We start from the raw sequence: 17152 nt of genomic DNA on the forward strand, positions 1-17152 counted from the left end.
AGAATGTAAGATACGATTCAGATGACAGAACGGGGGAGTCCTGACCCGGGCTCCCCTTACTCTGAATCCTGCAAAGTATACAGGATCAGCGCTTGTTCGGTGAGGATAAGAATTTATTCTGTCATAGGACGGAATCCTGCGGGATTCCGTATTATGAGAGCGTAGGTTTGTTCCGGTTGCATTTAACTGCCTCCGCAGTTAATGATATATGACTTTAAAAAAATTTATATTTTAAGGAGGACTTCAGAATGAAAGTTGGAGTAATTGGCGCAGGAACAATGGGCAGTGGTATTGCTCAGGCATTTGCAACAACCGAAGGATATGAAGTATATCTGTGTGACATCAATGATGAATTTGCGGCAAATGGCAAGAAAAAGATTGAGAAATCTCTTACCAAATTAGTAAGCAAAGGAAAAATGGAAGAAGCTGCAAAAGATGCAGTTCTTGCAAAAATCACTACAGGTACCAAAGATATTTGTACAGAGGCTGACCTGATCGTTGAGGCAGCTCTGGAAGTAATGGAAATCAAACAGCAGACATTCAAAGAGCTGCAGGACATCGTTCCGAAGACCTGTATGTTCGCAACCAACACCTCTTCCCTGTCCATCACAGAGATCGGCGCTGGTCTGGACCGTCCGGTAATCGGCATGCATTTCTTCAATCCGGCTCCTGTAATGAAACTGATTGAGGTTATCCAGGGCGGAAACACACCGGATGAGATGAAAGACAAGATTGTTGAAATCGCAAAGGCAATCGGCAAGACTCCGGTAGAAGTAAAAGAGGCTCCGGGCTTTGTAGTTAACCGTATCCTGATCCCTATGATCAACGAGGCAGTTGGCATCTACGCAGAAGGCATCGCTTCCGTAGAGGGTATTGATACCGCTATGAAACTGGGCGCAAACCATCCGATGGGCCCGCTGGCTCTGGGCGATCTGATAGGTCTGGATATCTGCCTGGCTATCATGGATGTTCTGTACAATGAGACCCATGATTCCAAATACCGCGCACATGTACTGCTTCGTAAGATGGTACGTGCCGGCAAGCTGGGCCGCAAGACCGGAATCGGTTTCTACGATTACAGCAAATAAAACCGCAGACACGGTGGATACACAGGACAGAGGGTTTTCCCTCTGTCCTTTTTTACGTGCGCCCGCCAGGGAATCTGAAGCAATCAGCCGCCTCCAACCCCTATTTACGCAGAATTTACATACACTATAGACAGACGGAAGAGCTGTTTTGTACAATTGATCCATAGCAGAGAAATGAATGAAGCAGAGCCGGCAAGAAGCCCGTGTGCTGACGGACTGTGGATGCTGCCGGAGAAAGAACAGTGGGAGATTGCAAATGAGTCTGATCTATATTGTGGAAGATGATACCAATATCCTGGAGATTGAAGAATTCGCGCTGACCAGCAGCGGCTATGAAGTCCGCGGCTTCGGAAATGCCAATGATTTTTATGAAGCACTGAAGGAAGACCGGCCTTCTCTGGTGCTTCTGGATGTGATGCTGCCGGATGAAGACGGACTTGAGATCCTGGAGAAATTAAGAAAATCCAGGGAAACGGTCATGATACCGGTGATTATGGTGACCGCCAAAACCACAGAAATCGACAAAGTCCGAGGGCTGGATATGGGGGCGGACGATTATATCAGCAAACCCTTCGGCGTCCTGGAACTGATCGCCAGGGTAAAGGCCCTGCTTCGCCGCAGTTCCGATGTGCTGGACACTTCGTACTATGAGTTTGAGGATATTGTCCTGGATGACAAAAAACATGAAGTACAGACCGCAGAGGGAAAAGTGGAACTGACCTTTAAAGAGTATCAGCTGCTGAAAATGCTGATGCAGTATCAGGGCATGGTGGTGAAACGCAGCCACCTGATGGATGAAATCTGGGGCACGGATTTTACCGGTGAGTCCAGGACTCTGGACATGCATATTCGTACCCTGCGAAAAAAACTGGGAGATTCCGGCAGGTTTATTCAGACCGTGCGGAATGTGGGATATGCGTTAAATCACACCGATGAGGCATAGGATGGACCGATGAAAACAAACAGAAGATACCGACAGGAAAATCACAGCGTGGGACTGAAGCGGAGGATCAACCGCAGATTTATCGGCATCGCGCTGCTGGCGATTGTGCTGACACTTTGCATGTCTTCGGTGGTGTATTTTCGCTATATCAGAAATCTGGAAATCTCCAATCTGCGCAATCAGATGGAAATTCTTTTGCAGTCCGGAAAACTGGATCACGGGATTCAGGCGGAAGAACTGAACAAACTTTACGGGATGGAGACCAGAAACCTGCGCCTGACCATTATCAAGCAGGACGGCACCGTACTTTATGACAGTGAGGCGGACTCCGCCAAACTGGAAAACCATCTGACCCGTCCGGAGATCCGGCAGGCAATTTCCAGCGGTTCCGGTTCCGATGCCCGCCGTTCAAATACAGTGGGGGCGATTTCTTTTTATTACGCGAAACGCATGAGCAATGGCAATATTGTGCGGATTGCCACGGAGATCGGATATCTGTGGAATATTCTTGTGATTCTCATGCCCAGTATGTTTATTATTTTTGTTGTGATCTGGCTGATCTGCCTGTTTCTGGGATATGGGATGACGAACCGGATTCTTCGTCCCATCCGGACACTGGCGTCGGACCTGGACGATGCGGAAAAGATTGAAACCTATGAAGAAATCCAGCCTCTGATTGAAAAAATTTCCACACAGCATCAGCAGCTGAAAAAAAGCGCGCGAATGCGTCAGGAATTTACCGCAAATGTTTCCCATGAGCTGAAGACACCGCTGACTTCCATTTCCGGATATGCGGAGCTGATTGAGACTGGATTGGCTTCCGGAAAAGATATCAAACGGTTTTCCCGGGAGATCTGCAAAAATTCCGAGCGTATGCAGGGACTGATTACAGACATTCTGCATCTGTCCGAACTAGATTCTTCGGATGGAGAGATTGAAAAGACGCCGCTGGATCTGAAAAAGCTGGCGGAAGATACCAGAGATCTGCTGCAGATGACTGCCGAGCAGTATCAGGTGGATGTCATCGTAGACGGAAAGCCGCAGATCGTTGCCTGCAACCGACGTATGATGGACGAATTGGTCTACAATCTGTGCGACAATGCCATTCGCTATAATGAGCCCGGTGGAAAAGTGTGGATTCACACGGGAGAGACAGACGGAAGGGCCTATCTCGCGGTGCAGGATACAGGCATCGGGATTCGCGAGGAAGAACAGGACCGGATTTTTGAGCGGTTTTACCGGGTGGATAAGAGCCGTTCCCGTCAGACCGGCGGCACGGGCCTGGGGCTTGCGATCGTCAAACATATCGCGGCCCTGCATCGGGCAGAGATATTGATTGACAGCAAACTGGGCGTTGGAACCACGATAGAGATTCGTTTCCCCTCACAAAAAGAAGGGAGAAAGAGCTGAAAGATACAGAGAAAAGGCATGCAGCTTCTGGCCGGCAGGGATCAGGGATCCCGGGTCAGATACAGCATGCCTTTTTCTTCATCGATCCGGCCTTCCGGAAAGAGTCCTCGCTGTATCATGCGGCGAAGCTGTCGGCAGGTGTTTGCGGCGGGTTCCCCGCAGGATTCTGCCAGTTCTGCTATGGGCAGACAGACGCGGGGGCCGATTTTGCTGATATAGGTATAAAATCGAATGTACCAGCGAAAGCGCCGCCAGCCCAGGACAAAGAGCAGGATACCGACCGGAAGCAATACCGCCAAGATCCGGACCGCGGTAAGGGCATAGGCGTTGAGGGGATGAGAAATCTGAAACACCGCCAGAAAGACCAGACCGGCAGCGGAGACGCAGGCGGCGGTCAGGCCGGTGGCAACCAGCAGAGAGACAAATACACTCTTTTCCGGTGCAATCGGGTAGGGCAGCGTACTGCGCAGATCCGGCTCCCGGGGCTCAGCTTCGTCGGCTTCCGGCCGGGGACTTTTATATGGAAAAAACGGGTGAAATTTCATGACAGTTCCTCCTTCGGGCACCTTCTGCAGGCGCGACTGCTGAACAGTTTACTCATTATAGATGTTTTTTGTGAAAAATACAATGGACATCCCGGCCGGTGATCGTGTTCATCCCGGAGGATTTGTGCTAAACTGTTGGTGTAGATTGATGAAACAAAAGAGAGGTTGCAGAGGTATGTATCGAGATATTGCAAAACTGATTATGTACGGAGATATCAGCAAGGATACGGTTTTGTATCAGATGGGGGAAATCTTCAGAAAATTCGAGACCCGGGAGGTGTCCAACGCGGCGCTGACCCGGGAAGTCTATACGGCCGTCAAGCATCTGCTGACGGTGGCCACGGATTATGGTTTTGATAAAAATCTGTGGCACAACTACCTGACCTATTTCCTGATTATGAATGAAAATCCCTTCAGCATTACCTGTGAAAAAGTAGGGGCAAACGACGGCAGCGTGAATCATTTCGCGAAAAATGATTTCCAGGTGTTCCGCCGGCTGTTTGACTATGACTTTTCCGAAATCGAGCAGGAACTGCAGATCGACTGCTTTTCACAGATTTCTGACTACCATGCCATTGAGAAAAAGGAACTGATGTACAACCGCAACGTCAGCGAAAAAGTCCAGGCACTCAGCCACCGGCTGGAGCAGGCAGCGGACGACGAGGCATTTTTCCGTGAAATGACAGGATTCTATCATGATTTCGGCGTGGGAATGTTTGGCTTGAACAAGGCATTCCGGATTCAGGACCGCCAGGATGGCGCCCTGGAATTTCTGCCCATCAACAATATGGATACGGTTATGCTGGATGACCTGATCGGCTACGAAATCCAGAAAAAGAAGCTTACCGACAATACAGAAGCCTTTGTGGAAGGCCGCAAAGCCAATAATGTGCTGCTGTTTGGCGACAGCGGCACCGGCAAGTCCACCAGCATCAAAGCCATTGTAAATGAATACTATCCCCGGGGTCTGCGTATGGTGGAGATCTACAAGCATCAGTTCAAGGATCTCTCCAACGTGATCGCGGCGTTAAAAAACCGCAACTACCGGTTTATTATCTATATGGATGACCTGTCCTTTGAGGACTTTGAAATTGAATACAAGTTTTTAAAGGCAGTGATCGAAGGCGGCGTGGAAACCAAGCCGGACAACATCCTGATCTATGCCACATCCAACCGCCGGCATCTGATCAAGGAGAGCTGGAACGACCGGGACGATATGGAGAACACCGGCGGCGGCATGCACCGTTCCGATACCATGCAGGAGAAGCTGTCACTGGTGAACCGGTTTGGCGTGACCATCAATTACTCCAAACCATCCCAGAAGGAATATTTCCAGATCGTTACGGAGCTGGCGCGCAAACAGGGCGTGCATATGGAGGAAAAAGAGCTCTGCGCGGAAGCCAACAAGTGGGAACTGTCCCACGGAGGCATTTCCGGCCGTACGGCACAGCAGTTTGTCAACTATCTGCTGGGACAGCAGAAATAGCATAAAAAACACAAGACAAGGAGAGGGTGACTATGAAGATCGAATTTCTCGGCGCGGCGCATGAAGTGACGGGCAGCTGCCATTACCTGAGTATTGGGGATTACAATGTACTGGTAGACTGCGGCATGGAACAGGGGCCGGATATTTATGAGAATCAGGATATCCCGGTGAATCCGTCATCGATTGACTATATCTTTGTAACCCATGCCCATATTGACCATTCCGGCCTGCTGCCGCTGATTACACAGCGGGGCTTCCGAGGCAGGATTTTTGCGTCGACCGCTACCGCGCAGCTGTGCAATATCATGCTGAAAGACAGCGCCCACATTCAGGAGACAGAGGCGGAATGGAAGAACCGCAGGGCAAGACGTGCCGGCAAACCGGAAGTTGTGCCGATGTACACCCTTCAGGACGCGGAGGCAGCTCTTCGGCTGTTTGTTCCCTGCTCGTATGATCAGAAAATCGAGGTTTGCGACAGCATTACCATCCGTTTCCGGGACGCGGGGCATCTGCTGGGATCGTCTTTTATTGAAATCTGGGCGAAAGAGAACGGCGAGGAAGTCAAGCTGGTCTTCTCCGGCGATCTGGGCAACGGCAACCGAGCCCTGATCCGTGACCCGGAAGTGCCGGAATCCGCAGATTATCTGGTGATAGAATCCACTTACGGAGACCGGATCCATGATACGCCGCCGGACTATGCGGTGGAACTTGCCAAAGTCATGAGCAGTACTTTCAGCAGAGGCGGCAATCTTGTGATTCCCGCGTTTTCTGTGGGACGTACCCAGGAGATGCTTTATTATCTGAGGGAAATCAAACAGAAGGATCTGCTGCCGGGATATAGAAATTTTGAAGCATACGTGGACAGTCCGCTGGCCATTGAAGCTACACATATTTTTAATGAAAACGTGCTGGAATGCTTCCGGGAGGAAGACAAGGCCATGATTCAGCAGGGTGTGAACCCGATTATGTTCAAGGGGCTGAATACAGCCGTGACCAGTCAGGACTCCATGGCCATCAATATGGTGCAGAAACCCCACGTCATCATTTCCGCTTCCGGCATGTGCGAAGCCGGCCGGATCCGTCACCATCTGAAGCACAATCTGTGGCGGCCGGAGTGCACGATTCTGTTTGTGGGATATCAGGTGCCCGGTACACTGGGTTACAACCTTCTGCATGGAGCAAAGGAAGTCAAGTTGTTCGGCGAGAAAATCCACGTAGCCGCCCAGATTGTCAACCTGCCCGGAATCAGCGGACACGCGGACCGCAATCACCTGACGGAATGGGTGCGCGAGATCGGACAGAAGCCGAAGCATATCTTTGTGGTCCACGGGGAAGACAAAGTCACGGACAGTTTTGCCGAGTATCTGGCAGGAGTGACCGGCATTCCGTGTACAGCGCCTTACAGCGGCGATGCCTATGATCTGCTGACGGATACCTGTATCGCGGTAGGCGACCGCAAACGGATCGAAAAGAAGAAAAAGAAACGCAGCACTGCGGTACAGGATCGTCTGCTGGCAGCTGCCGAGCGCCTGCTGGCCATTGCGGGCCGATCCAGTGAACTGGCAAACAAAGACCAGGCCAAATTCGCGGATCAGATCAATGCGCTATGCGATAAGTGGGATAAGTAAAATGTAACAAAGCGTAAGGAATTTTTAACATATTATTCATACTAAAATGGTACACTATTCAATATGCAGCAGATTGTTAGAAAGGATTCATGAGAGGTAGAGAGTTTTGAAACACACAGAAAGGAAAGATGTGCTCCGTCTGGCAGTGATTGTGGCGGCTGTGGTGGTAATCTGCGTGATTTTTCATGCAGCCGGCAAACGTCTGAGCCGGACACCGGTCATCAAACTGTCCGGGAAAAAGACTGTGCAGATTACAATGGGTACGGATTATGATGATGATGGAGCCACTGCGACTCTGGGAGACAAAAACATTACCGGCCGCATTATAAAGACTGACAATCTGAATACAGACAAAGTCGGAACTTACCAGATCACCTATACGGTAAAACGTTTCAAGCAAAGCTATTCCGTGACCCGGACCGTGAAAGTGATCGATAAGGAAAAACCGGTGCTTACGCTGAAGGGATCCGCCAGCCAGACGGTGACACTGGGGGAAAAATACGAAGACCCGGGGTATACCGCCACGGATGATTCCGACGGTGATGTGACAGCGAAGGTGAAGGTCAGCGGATATGTGGATCCCTATCTGGCAGGGGACTACCGGCTGAAGTATCAGGTCTCGGACCGTTCCGGCAATACGGCCACCGCGGTGCGCAGGATCAAAGTCAAAGGACCGGCGAAAAAAGACGGAAAGAGCATCATATATCTGACCTTTGATGACGGACCCAGCACCAAGGTTACGCCGAAAATCCTGAATACACTGAAAAAATATAACGTAAAGGCCACCTTTTTTGTGATTAATTACGACAAGGAGACGCTGCCGATCCTGAAACAGGAGGTTTCTGACGGCCATACGGTGGCTGTGCACAGCTATACCCATGATTACGCGAAGATTTACCAGTCGGTGTCCGCGTTTATGGAAGACAACCACAAGCTGCGGGACAAGCTCACAAAAGATACGGGCATCAAGCCCACACTGATGCGGTTCCCCGGCGGAAGTTCCAATACCATCAGCCGCAGATACCACAAGGGAATCATGAAGAAGCTGGTGGAAGAAGTTACGGAAGACGGATACAATTATCTGGACTGGAATGTGGACTCCACGGATGCCTCCGGCAATAATGTTCCGGTGTCAAAGATTGTCAGCAGCGTGACCGGCGAATTGGAAAAAGGACGGAGCAACGTGGTCCTGTGCCATGATACCAATGCAAAGGAAACGACTGCAAAGGCCCTGCCGAAGATCATAAATTATGGTTTGAAACACGGATATACGTTTGCGGCATGCAGTGATGATATGTATATGGCGCATCAGAATGTACTGAACTGATGCTTTTCGGTTTCTGCGGGAAGTTCGCGGAAAACAGCAGCAAAGGCTTTGCCGGAAGATTACGAAAGAAATGAGGCGCGGTTCCCGCCAAAAATGGGGAACCGGCGCCTCATTTGCCATACTCAGCGCTCCTGAATAATCTGAATGTCCAGACCGTCAGGATCTTTGATAAAAAAGAAGCTGGTGCGGGGATTGGGAGATATGACGGATCCCGGCTTGTATCCCAGTTCCTGCATGCGGACAAAAGCGGCATCCAGGTCATCAGTGCGGAAACCGATGGAGATGCCGCCGCCGTAGTAGAGTCTGCCGGCGGTATGCACCAGTTCGATATTGACGGATCCGGTGTCATCACTTAAAAATACGATGGCGTGATCCGGCTGGTCTCGGAGATCCCGGACAATACGCAGTCCCAGGATGTCTTGATAGAAGGAAACAGATTCGTTTAAATTTTTTACCATGATCGTTGTGTGAGCAATCTGCATAAAAACACACCTTCCTTTCGACGGTTTTATGTTAGTTTTCCTGAATTCAGTGTGACATAATTTCTGCTGTTTCGCAAGTGAAATTCCCTGCGGAAACAGGGAAATTTGCAGGAACCCGTGTTTTATGGTAGAGTGTACTCCATAGGAATCGATCAGAAGGAAGAGGGATAAAATGAAAGATTTGCTGGATTCCCACACACATTCGATTGTGAGCGGCCATGCATACAGTTCTATGAATGAGATGATCGCGGCAGCCGTGGAGAAGAAGCTTTCTCTGCTGGCGATTACCGAGCATGCGCCGGCCATGGATGGATCCTGTCAGAAGTTGTATTTTAAAAATCTGAAGATCCTTCCGCGGAAGCGGGGGGACTTGTGGACGCTTTTCGGTGCAGAATTAAATATCCTGAACAAAGAGGGAGAAGTGGACCTGGACGGGGATGTGCTCAAGGAAGTGGATGTGGCCATTGCCAGCATACATCCGCCTACCTACCATTCCGCATCCAATGCGGAGGACAATACGACCGCCTATATCCGTGCCATGAGCAATCCCTGCATCAACATCATCGGCCATCCGGACGACGGCAGATATCCGGTGAATTACGGGGAACTGGTGCGTGCGGCCAAGGCTTACCATGTGCTGCTGGAAGTGAACAATTCTTCTTTCCTTCCCACCAGCAGCCGGACAGACACAAGAGACAACTGCAGAGCCATGCTGGAGGAGTGCATGCGCTATCAGGCGCCGGTGATTATCAATTCCGATGCCCATGCGGATTTTCAGGTGGGGGCGCATGAGGAAGCGTGGAAATTGATCCATGAGATGGAATTTCCGGAGGAACTGATCGCCAATACCAGTCTGGATTTGTATTTTTCCTATCTGAACTACAATCCGCTGTTTACCTTATAAGGAAATCCTTTACTTTACAACTTTAATATGCTAAAATTTCATGCAGGAGGCGTAAAGGATGAGCAAAACAGTTAGAACCGAGGCGGTAGCCCATTTGTTTGACGCGATTCTTTCCTTGAAAAACCGGGAAGAGTGCTTTACTTTTTTTGAAGATGTATGTACCATCAATGAGCTGCTGTCATTGTCTCAGCGGTTTGAAGTGGCTTATATGCTGCGTCAGAAAAAGACGTATCTGGACATTGCAGAGAAGACCGGGGCATCCACTGCGACCATCAGCAGAGTGAACCGGTCGCTGAATTACGGCAACGACGGGTACGATATGGTATTCGCCCGGATCAGCAGGGAAGACCTGCAGGAAGAATCCCACGGCGAGTGACCGTAGAGCAGAATGTGCACAGAAAGAAAATGGAGAAGCTGTCAGACTGGCAGCTTCTCTTTTATGATACCGGAGCATGTTCCGGAGACATTGAAAAAGGAGAACAGAATTGAGCAAATACGATATGTTGAATCCGGAACAGCGGGAAGCGGTATTCTATACGGAAGGCCCGCTTCTGATCCTTGCGGGTGCCGGATCCGGAAAAACCAGAGTGCTGACCCACCGCGCGGCCTATCTGATCGAAGAGAAGGGGGTAAATCCTTACCACATCCTGGCGATTACATTTACCAACAAAGCAGCGGGTGAGATGCGGGAGCGGATTGATGACATGGTGGGATTCGGCGCGGAGAGTATCTGGGTGTCCACTTTTCACTCCTGCTGCGTGCGGATTCTGCGCAGGTACATTGACCGGATCGGCTATGACAACAATTTTTCCATTTATGATGCGGATGATCAGAAGCATGTGATGAAAGAGATTGTCAAACGGCTGAATATCAACACCAAGATGTATAAGGAGCGGGCGTTTTTAAATGCCATTTCTTCCGCGAAAGATGAGCTGATCGGACCGGAGGAATACAAAAGCCGGACAGGCGGCGATCTGCCCAAAGAGCAGACCGCGCGGGTCTACCGGGAATATCAGGAAGTACTGCGTAAGAATAACGCACTGGATTTTGACGACTTGATTTTCAAATGCGTGGAACTGCTGCAGAAGGATCCCCAGGTGCTGGAATCCTATCAGGAGCGTTTTCAGTACATTATGGTGGATGAATACCAGGACACCAATACGGCGCAGTTTCAGCTGATCCGTCTGCTGGCAGGCAAATACCGGAATCTCTGCGTGGTAGGAGATGATGACCAGTCCATTTACCGGTTCCGGGGAGCCAACATTCAGAATATTTTAAGCTTCGAGGAGCAGTATCCGGATGCGAAAGTCATTAAGCTGGAGCAGAATTACCGCTCCACGCAGAATATTCTGGATGCGGCAAACGCGGTGATCAAAAACAACAGGGGACGGAAGGACAAGGCCCTCTGGACAGAAGAACAGGGCGGGGAAAAAGTGCATTTCCAGCAGTTCGAAACAGCTTATGAGGAAGCGGATTTTATCGCGGGAGATGTGGCCCGGCTGGAACGGAAAGGAATCTTTGACTACGGGGAAAGCGCGGTGCTGTACCGCACCAATGCCCAATCCCGTCTGCTGGAAGAGAAATTTGTCAGCAGAAACATTCCCTATCGGATCATCGGCGGCGTGAACTTTTACTCCAGAAAAGAGATCAAGGACATTCTGGCGTATTTAAAGACCATCGACAACGGCAGCGACGATCTGGCGGTGAAACGGATCATCAATATTCCGAAGCGGGGCATCGGCGCCACCAGCATCAACCGTGTGCAGACCTATGCGGATGAACAGGGCATCAGCTTTTTCGAGGCCTGCCGCATGACCGAGCAGATCCCGAAGATCGGCAAGGCAGCAGGGAAAATCCAGGGCTTTGTCAACCTGATCCGTGTCCTGCGGGCGGAAATCCCGGAACTGGGCATTCAGCGGGTGACGGAGAAGCTGCTGGAAGAAACGGGCTATGTGGAGGATCTGAAAGCAGAGCATGACGAAGAAGCAGACGCGCGGATTGAGAATATCGATGAACTGATCAGCAAAATCGCGGATTATGAGGATACGGCGGAAGAGCCGACACTGGGAGAATTCCTGGACGAAGTGTCACTGGTGGCGGATATTGACAGCCTGGAAGATGACAAGAATTATGTCACGCTGATGACCCTGCACAGCGCCAAGGGGCTGGAGTTCCCCAATGTGTATATGGCAGGCATGGAAGACGGACTTTTTCCGAGCTATATGACCATTACCGCGGACGATCCCACAGAGCTTGAAGAGGAACGCCGGCTGTGTTATGTGGGAATCACCCGGGCGAAGAAACGCCTGACGATGACGGCGGCCCGTACCCGGATGCAGCGGGGAGAAATGCAGTATAACCGTACCTCACGGTTCCTGAAGGAAGTACCGGAAGAACTTCTGGAAGGTCAGCTGGTGAAACAGAAGGAACGTCCCATATATCAGCAGGCCAATACCGGATACGCGGCAGCCCGCAAGGCGCTTCACGGCAAGGATTCCTATGCGGCCATGCGGCCCCGGAAGGAGTTCGGCAATGCGTCGGAAATCCCGAAGCCGGCCTATCAGGTGGGAGACCGGGTTCGTCACAAGAAGTTCGGGGACGGTACGGTGACTGCCATGACAGCCGGCGGCCGTGATTATGAAGTAACGGTGGATTTTGATACAGCCGGGACGAAAAAAATGTTTGCGCTGTTTGCAAAGATGGTGAAACTGTGATACACTTTTTCTAGTATAAAATGTGAAAAGGAGCATGACTATGAAAAACATTGATGATATTCAGAGCTTAGCGAAATTTACCAACATCATCAGAAAAGATGAACAGAAATCTGCAGTCAAAAAAGTGATCGTAGCAGCAGGAGTACTTGCAGTCATCGCAGCAGTCGCATTTTGCATCTACAAGTTCTTCGCTCCTGATTACATGGATGACTTCGATGACGAATTCGAGGATGATTTCGATGACAACTTCTTCGATGACGAAGAAGAGGAGAAGGAATCCGCATTCGTAGATGACGAGGCAGAATAATAGAGCCCTTCTTTAAGAATGAGGCCTTCATTCCGGAAAAGAGCCTGCCTTAAAAAGAGAGGCTTTCATTTCAGTGTTTGAATAGGACAAGAATCACCCGCCCGGTATTATGTGCTGGACGGGTTTTTTCCGGTTATGATTCCGCTGGCCGACGGTTTTCCGACCGTCGTTTTCGTAAAAAACAACTGCCGTGCTCCGCAGTGACAGCAAAGGAAAGAATATATGAAAAAAGGTGAAATCTACAGCGGTCTGGTGACGGATCTTGCGTTTCCGAACAAGGCAAATGTGCATATTACAGAACCGGAGGAGGGAGATATTCAGGTCAAGAACCTGCTTCCCGGCCAGAAGGTATCCGTACGCCTGACCAAAAAAAGAAAAGGAAAATATGAAGGCCGTCTGGTGGAACTGCTGGAACGGTCCGCAGACGAACTGGAGACCGCCGGATGCCCCCATGCAGGTATCTGCGGCGGATGCGTCTACCAGACCCTGACTTACGAGAAAGAACTGGAACTGAAGCAGTCACAGGTACTGCGTCTCCTTGCGCCGGTTCTGCCGGAAGCCGAGACACTCTTTGAGGGCATCTATCCAAGCCCGAGAAAAGACGGCTACCGCAACAAGATGGAATATACCTTCGGAGATGAGTACAGGGACGGTCCGCTGGCGCTGGGACTGCACAAACGGGGGGCATTTTACGACATTGTTCCGGTAACCGGCTGCCGGATCGCAGACGGGGATTTCGCGGCGATTCTGTCGGCAACCAGGGACTATTTCAGCGAGCTGGGAGTCCCGTATTACCACCGGATGCGCCACGAAGGCTATCTCAGACACCTGCTGGTGCGCAAGGCGGCCCGCACCGGAGAGATTCTGACGGATCTGATTACTGCTTCTCCTGCGGGACTTTCGGGCCGGGATGGAGCAGAGCAGGGAAAAGAGACGGCGGAAGCGGCAGACGGGACATGGGACGGCGCGCGTCAGCCCATGAATGGGAGCGAACAGCCGGAGAACGGCGCAAAAGGCACTGACGGCGGCTGCGGACTGTCGGAAGAGGAACTGCTGGAAGGATGGAAAGAACGCCTGCTTTCCCTGAATTTGGAGGGGACATGGCAGGGAATTCTTCACACCCGCAACGACAGCCTGGCGGATGCAGTCAAGGATGAGGGGACACAGGTGCTTTACGGAACAGATGCATTTACCGAGCAGTGCCTGGGCCTGCGGTTCCGGATTACGCCGTTTTCCTTTTTCCAGACCAATTCCCTGGGTGCGGAAGTCCTGTATGATACCGCCAGATCCATGATCCGCGGCGCGCTGGGTGACGGCGGCAAAACCGTATTTGACCTGTACAGCGGCACCGGGACGATCGCGCAGATGCTGGCGCCGGTGGCCGGCTCCGTTATCGGCGTGGAGATCGTGGAGGAAGCGGTGGAAGCGGCCCGGGAAAACGCGGCGCTGAATCATCTGACCAACTGCCGTTTTCTTGCGGAAGATGTGCTGAAAGCGCTGGATCAGATTGAGGAAAAGCCGGACGTGATTGTGCTGGATCCGCCCCGGGAAGGGGTCCATCCAAAGGCGCTGAAAAAGATTATCGCCTATGGGGCGGAATCTATCCTTTATATTTCCTGCAAGCCGACCAGCCTGGCCAGGGATCTTGTGGAGCTGCAGTCCGGGGGATATGCAGTGAAGCGGCTGTGCTGTGTGGATATGTTTCCGGGGACGGGGAACGTGGAAACCATTGTGTTGCTATCACGCACCAACTCGTAGAAATCGCTGAATTCAAGCACTTTTTCGAGCATTTCACCTTCGACAAAACGGCTTGGTCTGACCGCGGAAAACGGGTGGAAAAGTACATCACAGTGGTGATAGCTTTAGACCTCGTTACAGTAGCAATGTAAAACCAGATTCAGAACAGACAAATATACATAGTCATTAGAGGACGTTAGTTTACTGGCATTTCCAGTAGATTGGCGTCCTTTTTCTTTGCAGAAATTTAGGAAAGAAGGGAAAGACGATGGCATTCGATTATTTCTACGGACAGGAAGATGCGGAGCAGTTTCTGTTCTACCGGATCCCGAAGACATTGATCACCGGCGAAGAATTCCGCGAAGTTTCCGTTGAAGCAAAACTTTTATACGGGCTGATGCTGGATCGCCTGTCCCTGTCGATGAAAAACGGATGGTTTGATGATCAGAACAGAGCATACATCATTTACACAGTGGAAGACATCATGAGCGATCTGCAGTGCGGTAACCAGAAAGCGGTGAAGCTGCTGAGTGAGCTGGAGAAAAAGGCAGGACTGATCAGGCGCAAGCGGCAGGGACTTGGAAAGCCGTCTCTGACCTATCTCATCTTTGGACTCGTCTGCACAAACTTTGGCGAAGCATGGCGGCTTGCGGAGGGAGCGGATGCATCTGAAAAGACAGCGTCATTGATGACGAGAGCCCGATAATGAAAAAGCCCTCTTCCTGCAGCGCATGTGCACCTATGCCGCAGGAAAAGGGCATGAAAAAGCCAGGGACTGATCGCGTGTCAGTTCCTGGCTATGTAATGGTCAGTATTCAGTTTTATCTTTTGCCTCTTCATCGTCCAGTCCGGACGGAGGAATGGCAAAGGCATGCAATTGACCGGAGAGTCATACAGACCATCCTAAGTTTTTTTCTTTGTCTTTTCTGAGTGAGCACCCTTTCGGATGCTCTGTTCGTCATGCAGTTTTCAAGGTACTGTTCGTATCAGTACTGGCAGATACGATGGTGTTAAAGAAGTCTCACTTGTTACTTTGCTTATTGACTTTCTTTAATAGTTAGTCTGTTTTATGTCTGCCCGATTGATTGCCGGTGTCTCAACGCGCTTCGCCAGATACAGGCAGTATGCTGCAGATACGACGACGATCACGATATGCAGGATCAAATTCACAAGCTGAGAGCCTTCGTCGGATGCGAAGACAGATGTTACATCGATGAAACTGTGCGCCAGGATCCCGGGCAGAAGGCTTCCGCTCTTGTAAAACACGAGCGTAAAGACAAAACCCATGGCAACCGCGAAAACCACCTGGGTGAGGGTGGCAATCAGTTCATGTCCGGTAAAAAGATTTATAATATGCCCCATCCCGAAGGTGACGGATGAGACGATGACAGCCGCTGTGACGCTGCCGTCCTTCAGCATGGCCTTGAACAGGAAGCCCCGGAAGATCAGTTCCTCTGCAAATCCGACCAAAGCCATGGATACTGCGGCATAGATCAGTCCCGGCACAGGATAATCAGGCTGAAATCCGCCGAAGAGATTCATACAGGATAGGAGCCACAAAGGAATGAACCACAGCATGGCTCTGCTGTTCTTCGCCCAGTCGGCCAGGCCGTACTTTCCCATGAGTCCGTTCTTTTTCACAAACAGGAAAATCGCTGCGGATATCACGATCAAGCCCAGCATGTGCCACAGCGAATCGAGGCCGAAATTGTTTTGCAGCGTCCCCATGCCCACCGCGTAGATCACGATCCACAGGATCGCAAAGGTGATCTCACTTTTTTGATACAGCTTCGCCATTTTGATTACTTCCTCTCTCTAATCCTTCTGCAATCATTATTAATGCGCTTCGAATGGCATCAGAATCATATTTCATTCCATTATTTGCAATCAGACTTGCATAACCATGAACAACGGCTACCAATGGTTCAAAAAAAACTGCCGCTTCTTCTATTGTCAGTCCTTCTTCCGAACTGACTGTCGCAAGCACATCAGCTGCTTCCGGTGCCTGAATCAGGTCCTCCAGGCTAAGGCCGGAAAAACGGCCTGATTGAAAGAGAAAACGGAACAACTGCGGCTCCTCTTCAGCAAACCGGATATATCGGATCCCCATTTCCAAAAGATCTCCGGATGCAAGTATATATTCACTGTGAAATGCATCTGCTTTCCGGTAAGTCAGATCTTTCAAGATGTCTGTATCCGGAAACTGATACATAATCGGCTGCGTAGAGCACCCCAGAAAAGACGCCAGGTTTCTCACGGTCAATGCTTCATGGCCCTGTTCCCGAATTAACCGGAAGGCGCCGTCGATCATAGCTTCTTTTGTCGTCGTTGGTTTCTTAGGCATAGGAGTCACCTCATAATACTATAACAACTGTTATTGTATTTCAGATTATCTCTTCTGTCAAGAACCACTTCAATACTTTCAGGCATACAATAGCCGGGGGCTGTTATAAACACAGAGATCCATGAGGTCGTGCGCTCCTTCAACCTGACGCCGGAGGAACTGCGGGAATTTCTGCAGAGCCGAAAGAGCAATGCTCCGGCAAAACTTCCTGAGCCGGCATCATCAGAGAAAAGCACA

15 protein-coding genes and 1 pseudogene are annotated in these 17152 nt (G+C 50.5%); 12 read left to right on the forward strand and 4 right to left on the reverse strand.

The genetic code is table 11. The annotated features are described in order from the left end of the window. Positions 1–248: 248 nt before the first annotated feature. The 3 genes from CXIVA_RS08520 (at position 249) to CXIVA_RS08530 (ending at position 3441) form a co-directional block, all read left to right on the forward strand. Positions 249–1088 carry a 3-hydroxyacyl-CoA dehydrogenase NAD-binding domain-containing protein gene (locus tag CXIVA_RS08520; protein ID WP_013977610.1) on the forward strand — a complete coding sequence of 280 codons (840 nt, stop codon included), beginning with the start codon at positions 249–251 and terminating at the stop codon, positions 1086–1088. A 256-nt stretch (positions 1089–1344) separates the two neighbouring features. Beyond that, a complete protein-coding gene (locus CXIVA_RS08525) occupies positions 1345–2031 on the forward strand; it encodes a response regulator transcription factor (protein WP_013977611.1) in 687 nt (228 codons plus the stop codon). A gap of 9 nt (positions 2032–2040) precedes the next feature. After that, positions 2041–3441: an ATP-binding protein gene (locus tag CXIVA_RS08530; RefSeq protein ID WP_013977612.1), complete on the forward strand. Its 1401-nt coding sequence runs from the start codon at positions 2041–2043 to the stop codon at positions 3439–3441. A 41-nt stretch (positions 3442–3482) separates the two neighbouring features. Here the strand turns inward: CXIVA_RS08530 and CXIVA_RS08535 are convergent, their stop codons facing one another. Then, positions 3483–3986 (reverse strand): hypothetical protein, encoded by a 504-nt coding sequence (locus CXIVA_RS08535; protein WP_013977613.1) that lies wholly within the window; start codon positions 3984–3986, stop codon positions 3483–3485. Positions 3987–4161: 175 nt separating this feature from the next. On the opposite strand from CXIVA_RS08535, the gene CXIVA_RS08540 reads away from it, so the two are divergent. From CXIVA_RS08540 to CXIVA_RS08550, 3 genes are all read left to right on the forward strand, one after another. Further along, entirely contained in the window at positions 4162–5472 is a 1311-nt protein-coding gene (locus CXIVA_RS08540; RefSeq protein WP_013977614.1) for an ATP-binding protein, read from the forward strand. Between the two features lie 32 nt (positions 5473–5504). Further along, a complete protein-coding gene (locus tag CXIVA_RS08545) occupies positions 5505–7100 on the forward strand; it encodes an MBL fold metallo-hydrolase (protein ID WP_013977615.1) in 1596 nt (531 codons plus the stop codon). Positions 7101–7206: 106 nt separating this feature from the next. Then, complete coding sequence (locus CXIVA_RS08550; RefSeq protein ID WP_050979232.1) at positions 7207–8427, forward strand: polysaccharide deacetylase family protein; 1221 nt, start codon at positions 7207–7209, stop codon at positions 8425–8427. A gap of 122 nt (positions 8428–8549) precedes the next feature. Here the strand turns inward: CXIVA_RS08550 and CXIVA_RS08555 are convergent, their stop codons facing one another. Beyond that, a complete protein-coding gene (locus tag CXIVA_RS08555) occupies positions 8550–8909 on the reverse strand; it encodes a VOC family protein (RefSeq protein ID WP_013977617.1) in 360 nt (119 codons plus the stop codon). A 172-nt stretch (positions 8910–9081) separates the two neighbouring features. Between CXIVA_RS08555 and CXIVA_RS08560 the strand changes: the two genes are divergently transcribed. The 6 genes and pseudogenes from CXIVA_RS08560 to CXIVA_RS08585 all read left to right on the forward strand — a co-directional run. After that, on the forward strand, positions 9082–9813 hold the full coding sequence (locus CXIVA_RS08560) for a phosphatase (protein WP_013977618.1): 732 nt from the start codon (positions 9082–9084) through the stop codon (positions 9811–9813). 58 nt (positions 9814–9871) lie between these two features. After that, positions 9872–10189 carry a YerC/YecD family TrpR-related protein gene (locus CXIVA_RS08565; protein WP_013977619.1) on the forward strand — a complete coding sequence of 106 codons (318 nt, stop codon included), beginning with the start codon at positions 9872–9874 and terminating at the stop codon, positions 10187–10189. 109 nt (positions 10190–10298) lie between these two features. After that, entirely contained in the window at positions 10299–12527 is a 2229-nt protein-coding gene (gene pcrA, locus CXIVA_RS08570) for a DNA helicase PcrA (protein WP_013977620.1), read from the forward strand. Positions 12528–12567: 40 nt separating this feature from the next. Beyond that, on the forward strand, positions 12568–12834 hold the full coding sequence (locus CXIVA_RS08575; RefSeq protein ID WP_013977621.1) for a hypothetical protein: 267 nt from the start codon (positions 12568–12570) through the stop codon (positions 12832–12834). Positions 12835–13056: 222 nt separating this feature from the next. Further along, on the forward strand, positions 13057–14592 hold the full coding sequence (locus CXIVA_RS08580) for a class I SAM-dependent RNA methyltransferase (protein WP_013977622.1): 1536 nt from the start codon (positions 13057–13059) through the stop codon (positions 14590–14592). Between the two features lie 247 nt (positions 14593–14839). Then, a pseudogene (locus tag CXIVA_RS08585) lies at positions 14840–15175 on the forward strand (replication initiator protein A); the annotation flags it as partial. A gap of 446 nt (positions 15176–15621) precedes the next feature. On the opposite strand, the gene CXIVA_RS08590 reads toward CXIVA_RS08585, so the two are convergent. Continuing rightward, positions 15622–16368, reverse strand: a complete 747-nt coding sequence (locus CXIVA_RS08590) for a CPBP family intramembrane glutamic endopeptidase (RefSeq protein ID WP_013977625.1) — start codon at positions 16366–16368, stop codon at positions 15622–15624. After that, a complete protein-coding gene (locus tag CXIVA_RS08595) occupies positions 16343–16882 on the reverse strand; it encodes a TetR-like C-terminal domain-containing protein (RefSeq protein ID WP_050979233.1) in 540 nt (179 codons plus the stop codon). The genes CXIVA_RS08590 and CXIVA_RS08595 overlap by 26 nt, the downstream gene beginning before the upstream one ends. Positions 16883–17152: the final 270 nt, after the last annotated feature.

Origin of the sequence: Clostridium sp. SY8519 (assembly GCF_000270305.1) — a bacterium.
GTDB lineage: Bacteria > Bacillota > Clostridia > Lachnospirales > Lachnospiraceae > SY8519.

Coding starts and splice junctions, on each gene's coding strand:
- CXIVA_RS08575 (WP_013977621.1), top strand. CDS start 12,568: ATGAAAAACATTGATGATATTCAGAGCTTAGCGAAATTTACCAACATC.
- CXIVA_RS08565 (WP_013977619.1), top strand. CDS start 9,872: ATGAGCAAAACAGTTAGAACCGAGGCGGTAGCCCATTTGTTTGACGCG.
- CXIVA_RS08535 (WP_013977613.1), bottom strand. CDS start 3,986: ATGAAATTTCACCCGTTTTTTCCATATAAAAGTCCCCGGCCGGAAGCC.
- CXIVA_RS08590 (WP_013977625.1), bottom strand. CDS start 16,368: ATGGCGAAGCTGTATCAAAAAAGTGAGATCACCTTTGCGATCCTGTGG.
- CXIVA_RS08530 (WP_013977612.1), top strand. CDS start 2,041: ATGAAAACAAACAGAAGATACCGACAGGAAAATCACAGCGTGGGACTG.
- CXIVA_RS08525 (WP_013977611.1), top strand. CDS start 1,345: ATGAGTCTGATCTATATTGTGGAAGATGATACCAATATCCTGGAGATT.
- CXIVA_RS08580 (WP_013977622.1), top strand. CDS start 13,057: ATGAAAAAAGGTGAAATCTACAGCGGTCTGGTGACGGATCTTGCGTTT.
- CXIVA_RS08555 (WP_013977617.1), bottom strand. CDS start 8,909: ATGCAGATTGCTCACACAACGATCATGGTAAAAAATTTAAACGAATCT.
- CXIVA_RS08545 (WP_013977615.1), top strand. CDS start 5,505: ATGAAGATCGAATTTCTCGGCGCGGCGCATGAAGTGACGGGCAGCTGC.
- CXIVA_RS08520 (WP_013977610.1), top strand. CDS start 249: ATGAAAGTTGGAGTAATTGGCGCAGGAACAATGGGCAGTGGTATTGCT.
- CXIVA_RS08540 (WP_013977614.1), top strand. CDS start 4,162: ATGTATCGAGATATTGCAAAACTGATTATGTACGGAGATATCAGCAAG.
- CXIVA_RS08595 (WP_050979233.1), bottom strand. CDS start 16,882: ATGATCGACGGCGCCTTCCGGTTAATTCGGGAACAGGGCCATGAAGCA.
- CXIVA_RS08560 (WP_013977618.1), top strand. CDS start 9,082: ATGAAAGATTTGCTGGATTCCCACACACATTCGATTGTGAGCGGCCAT.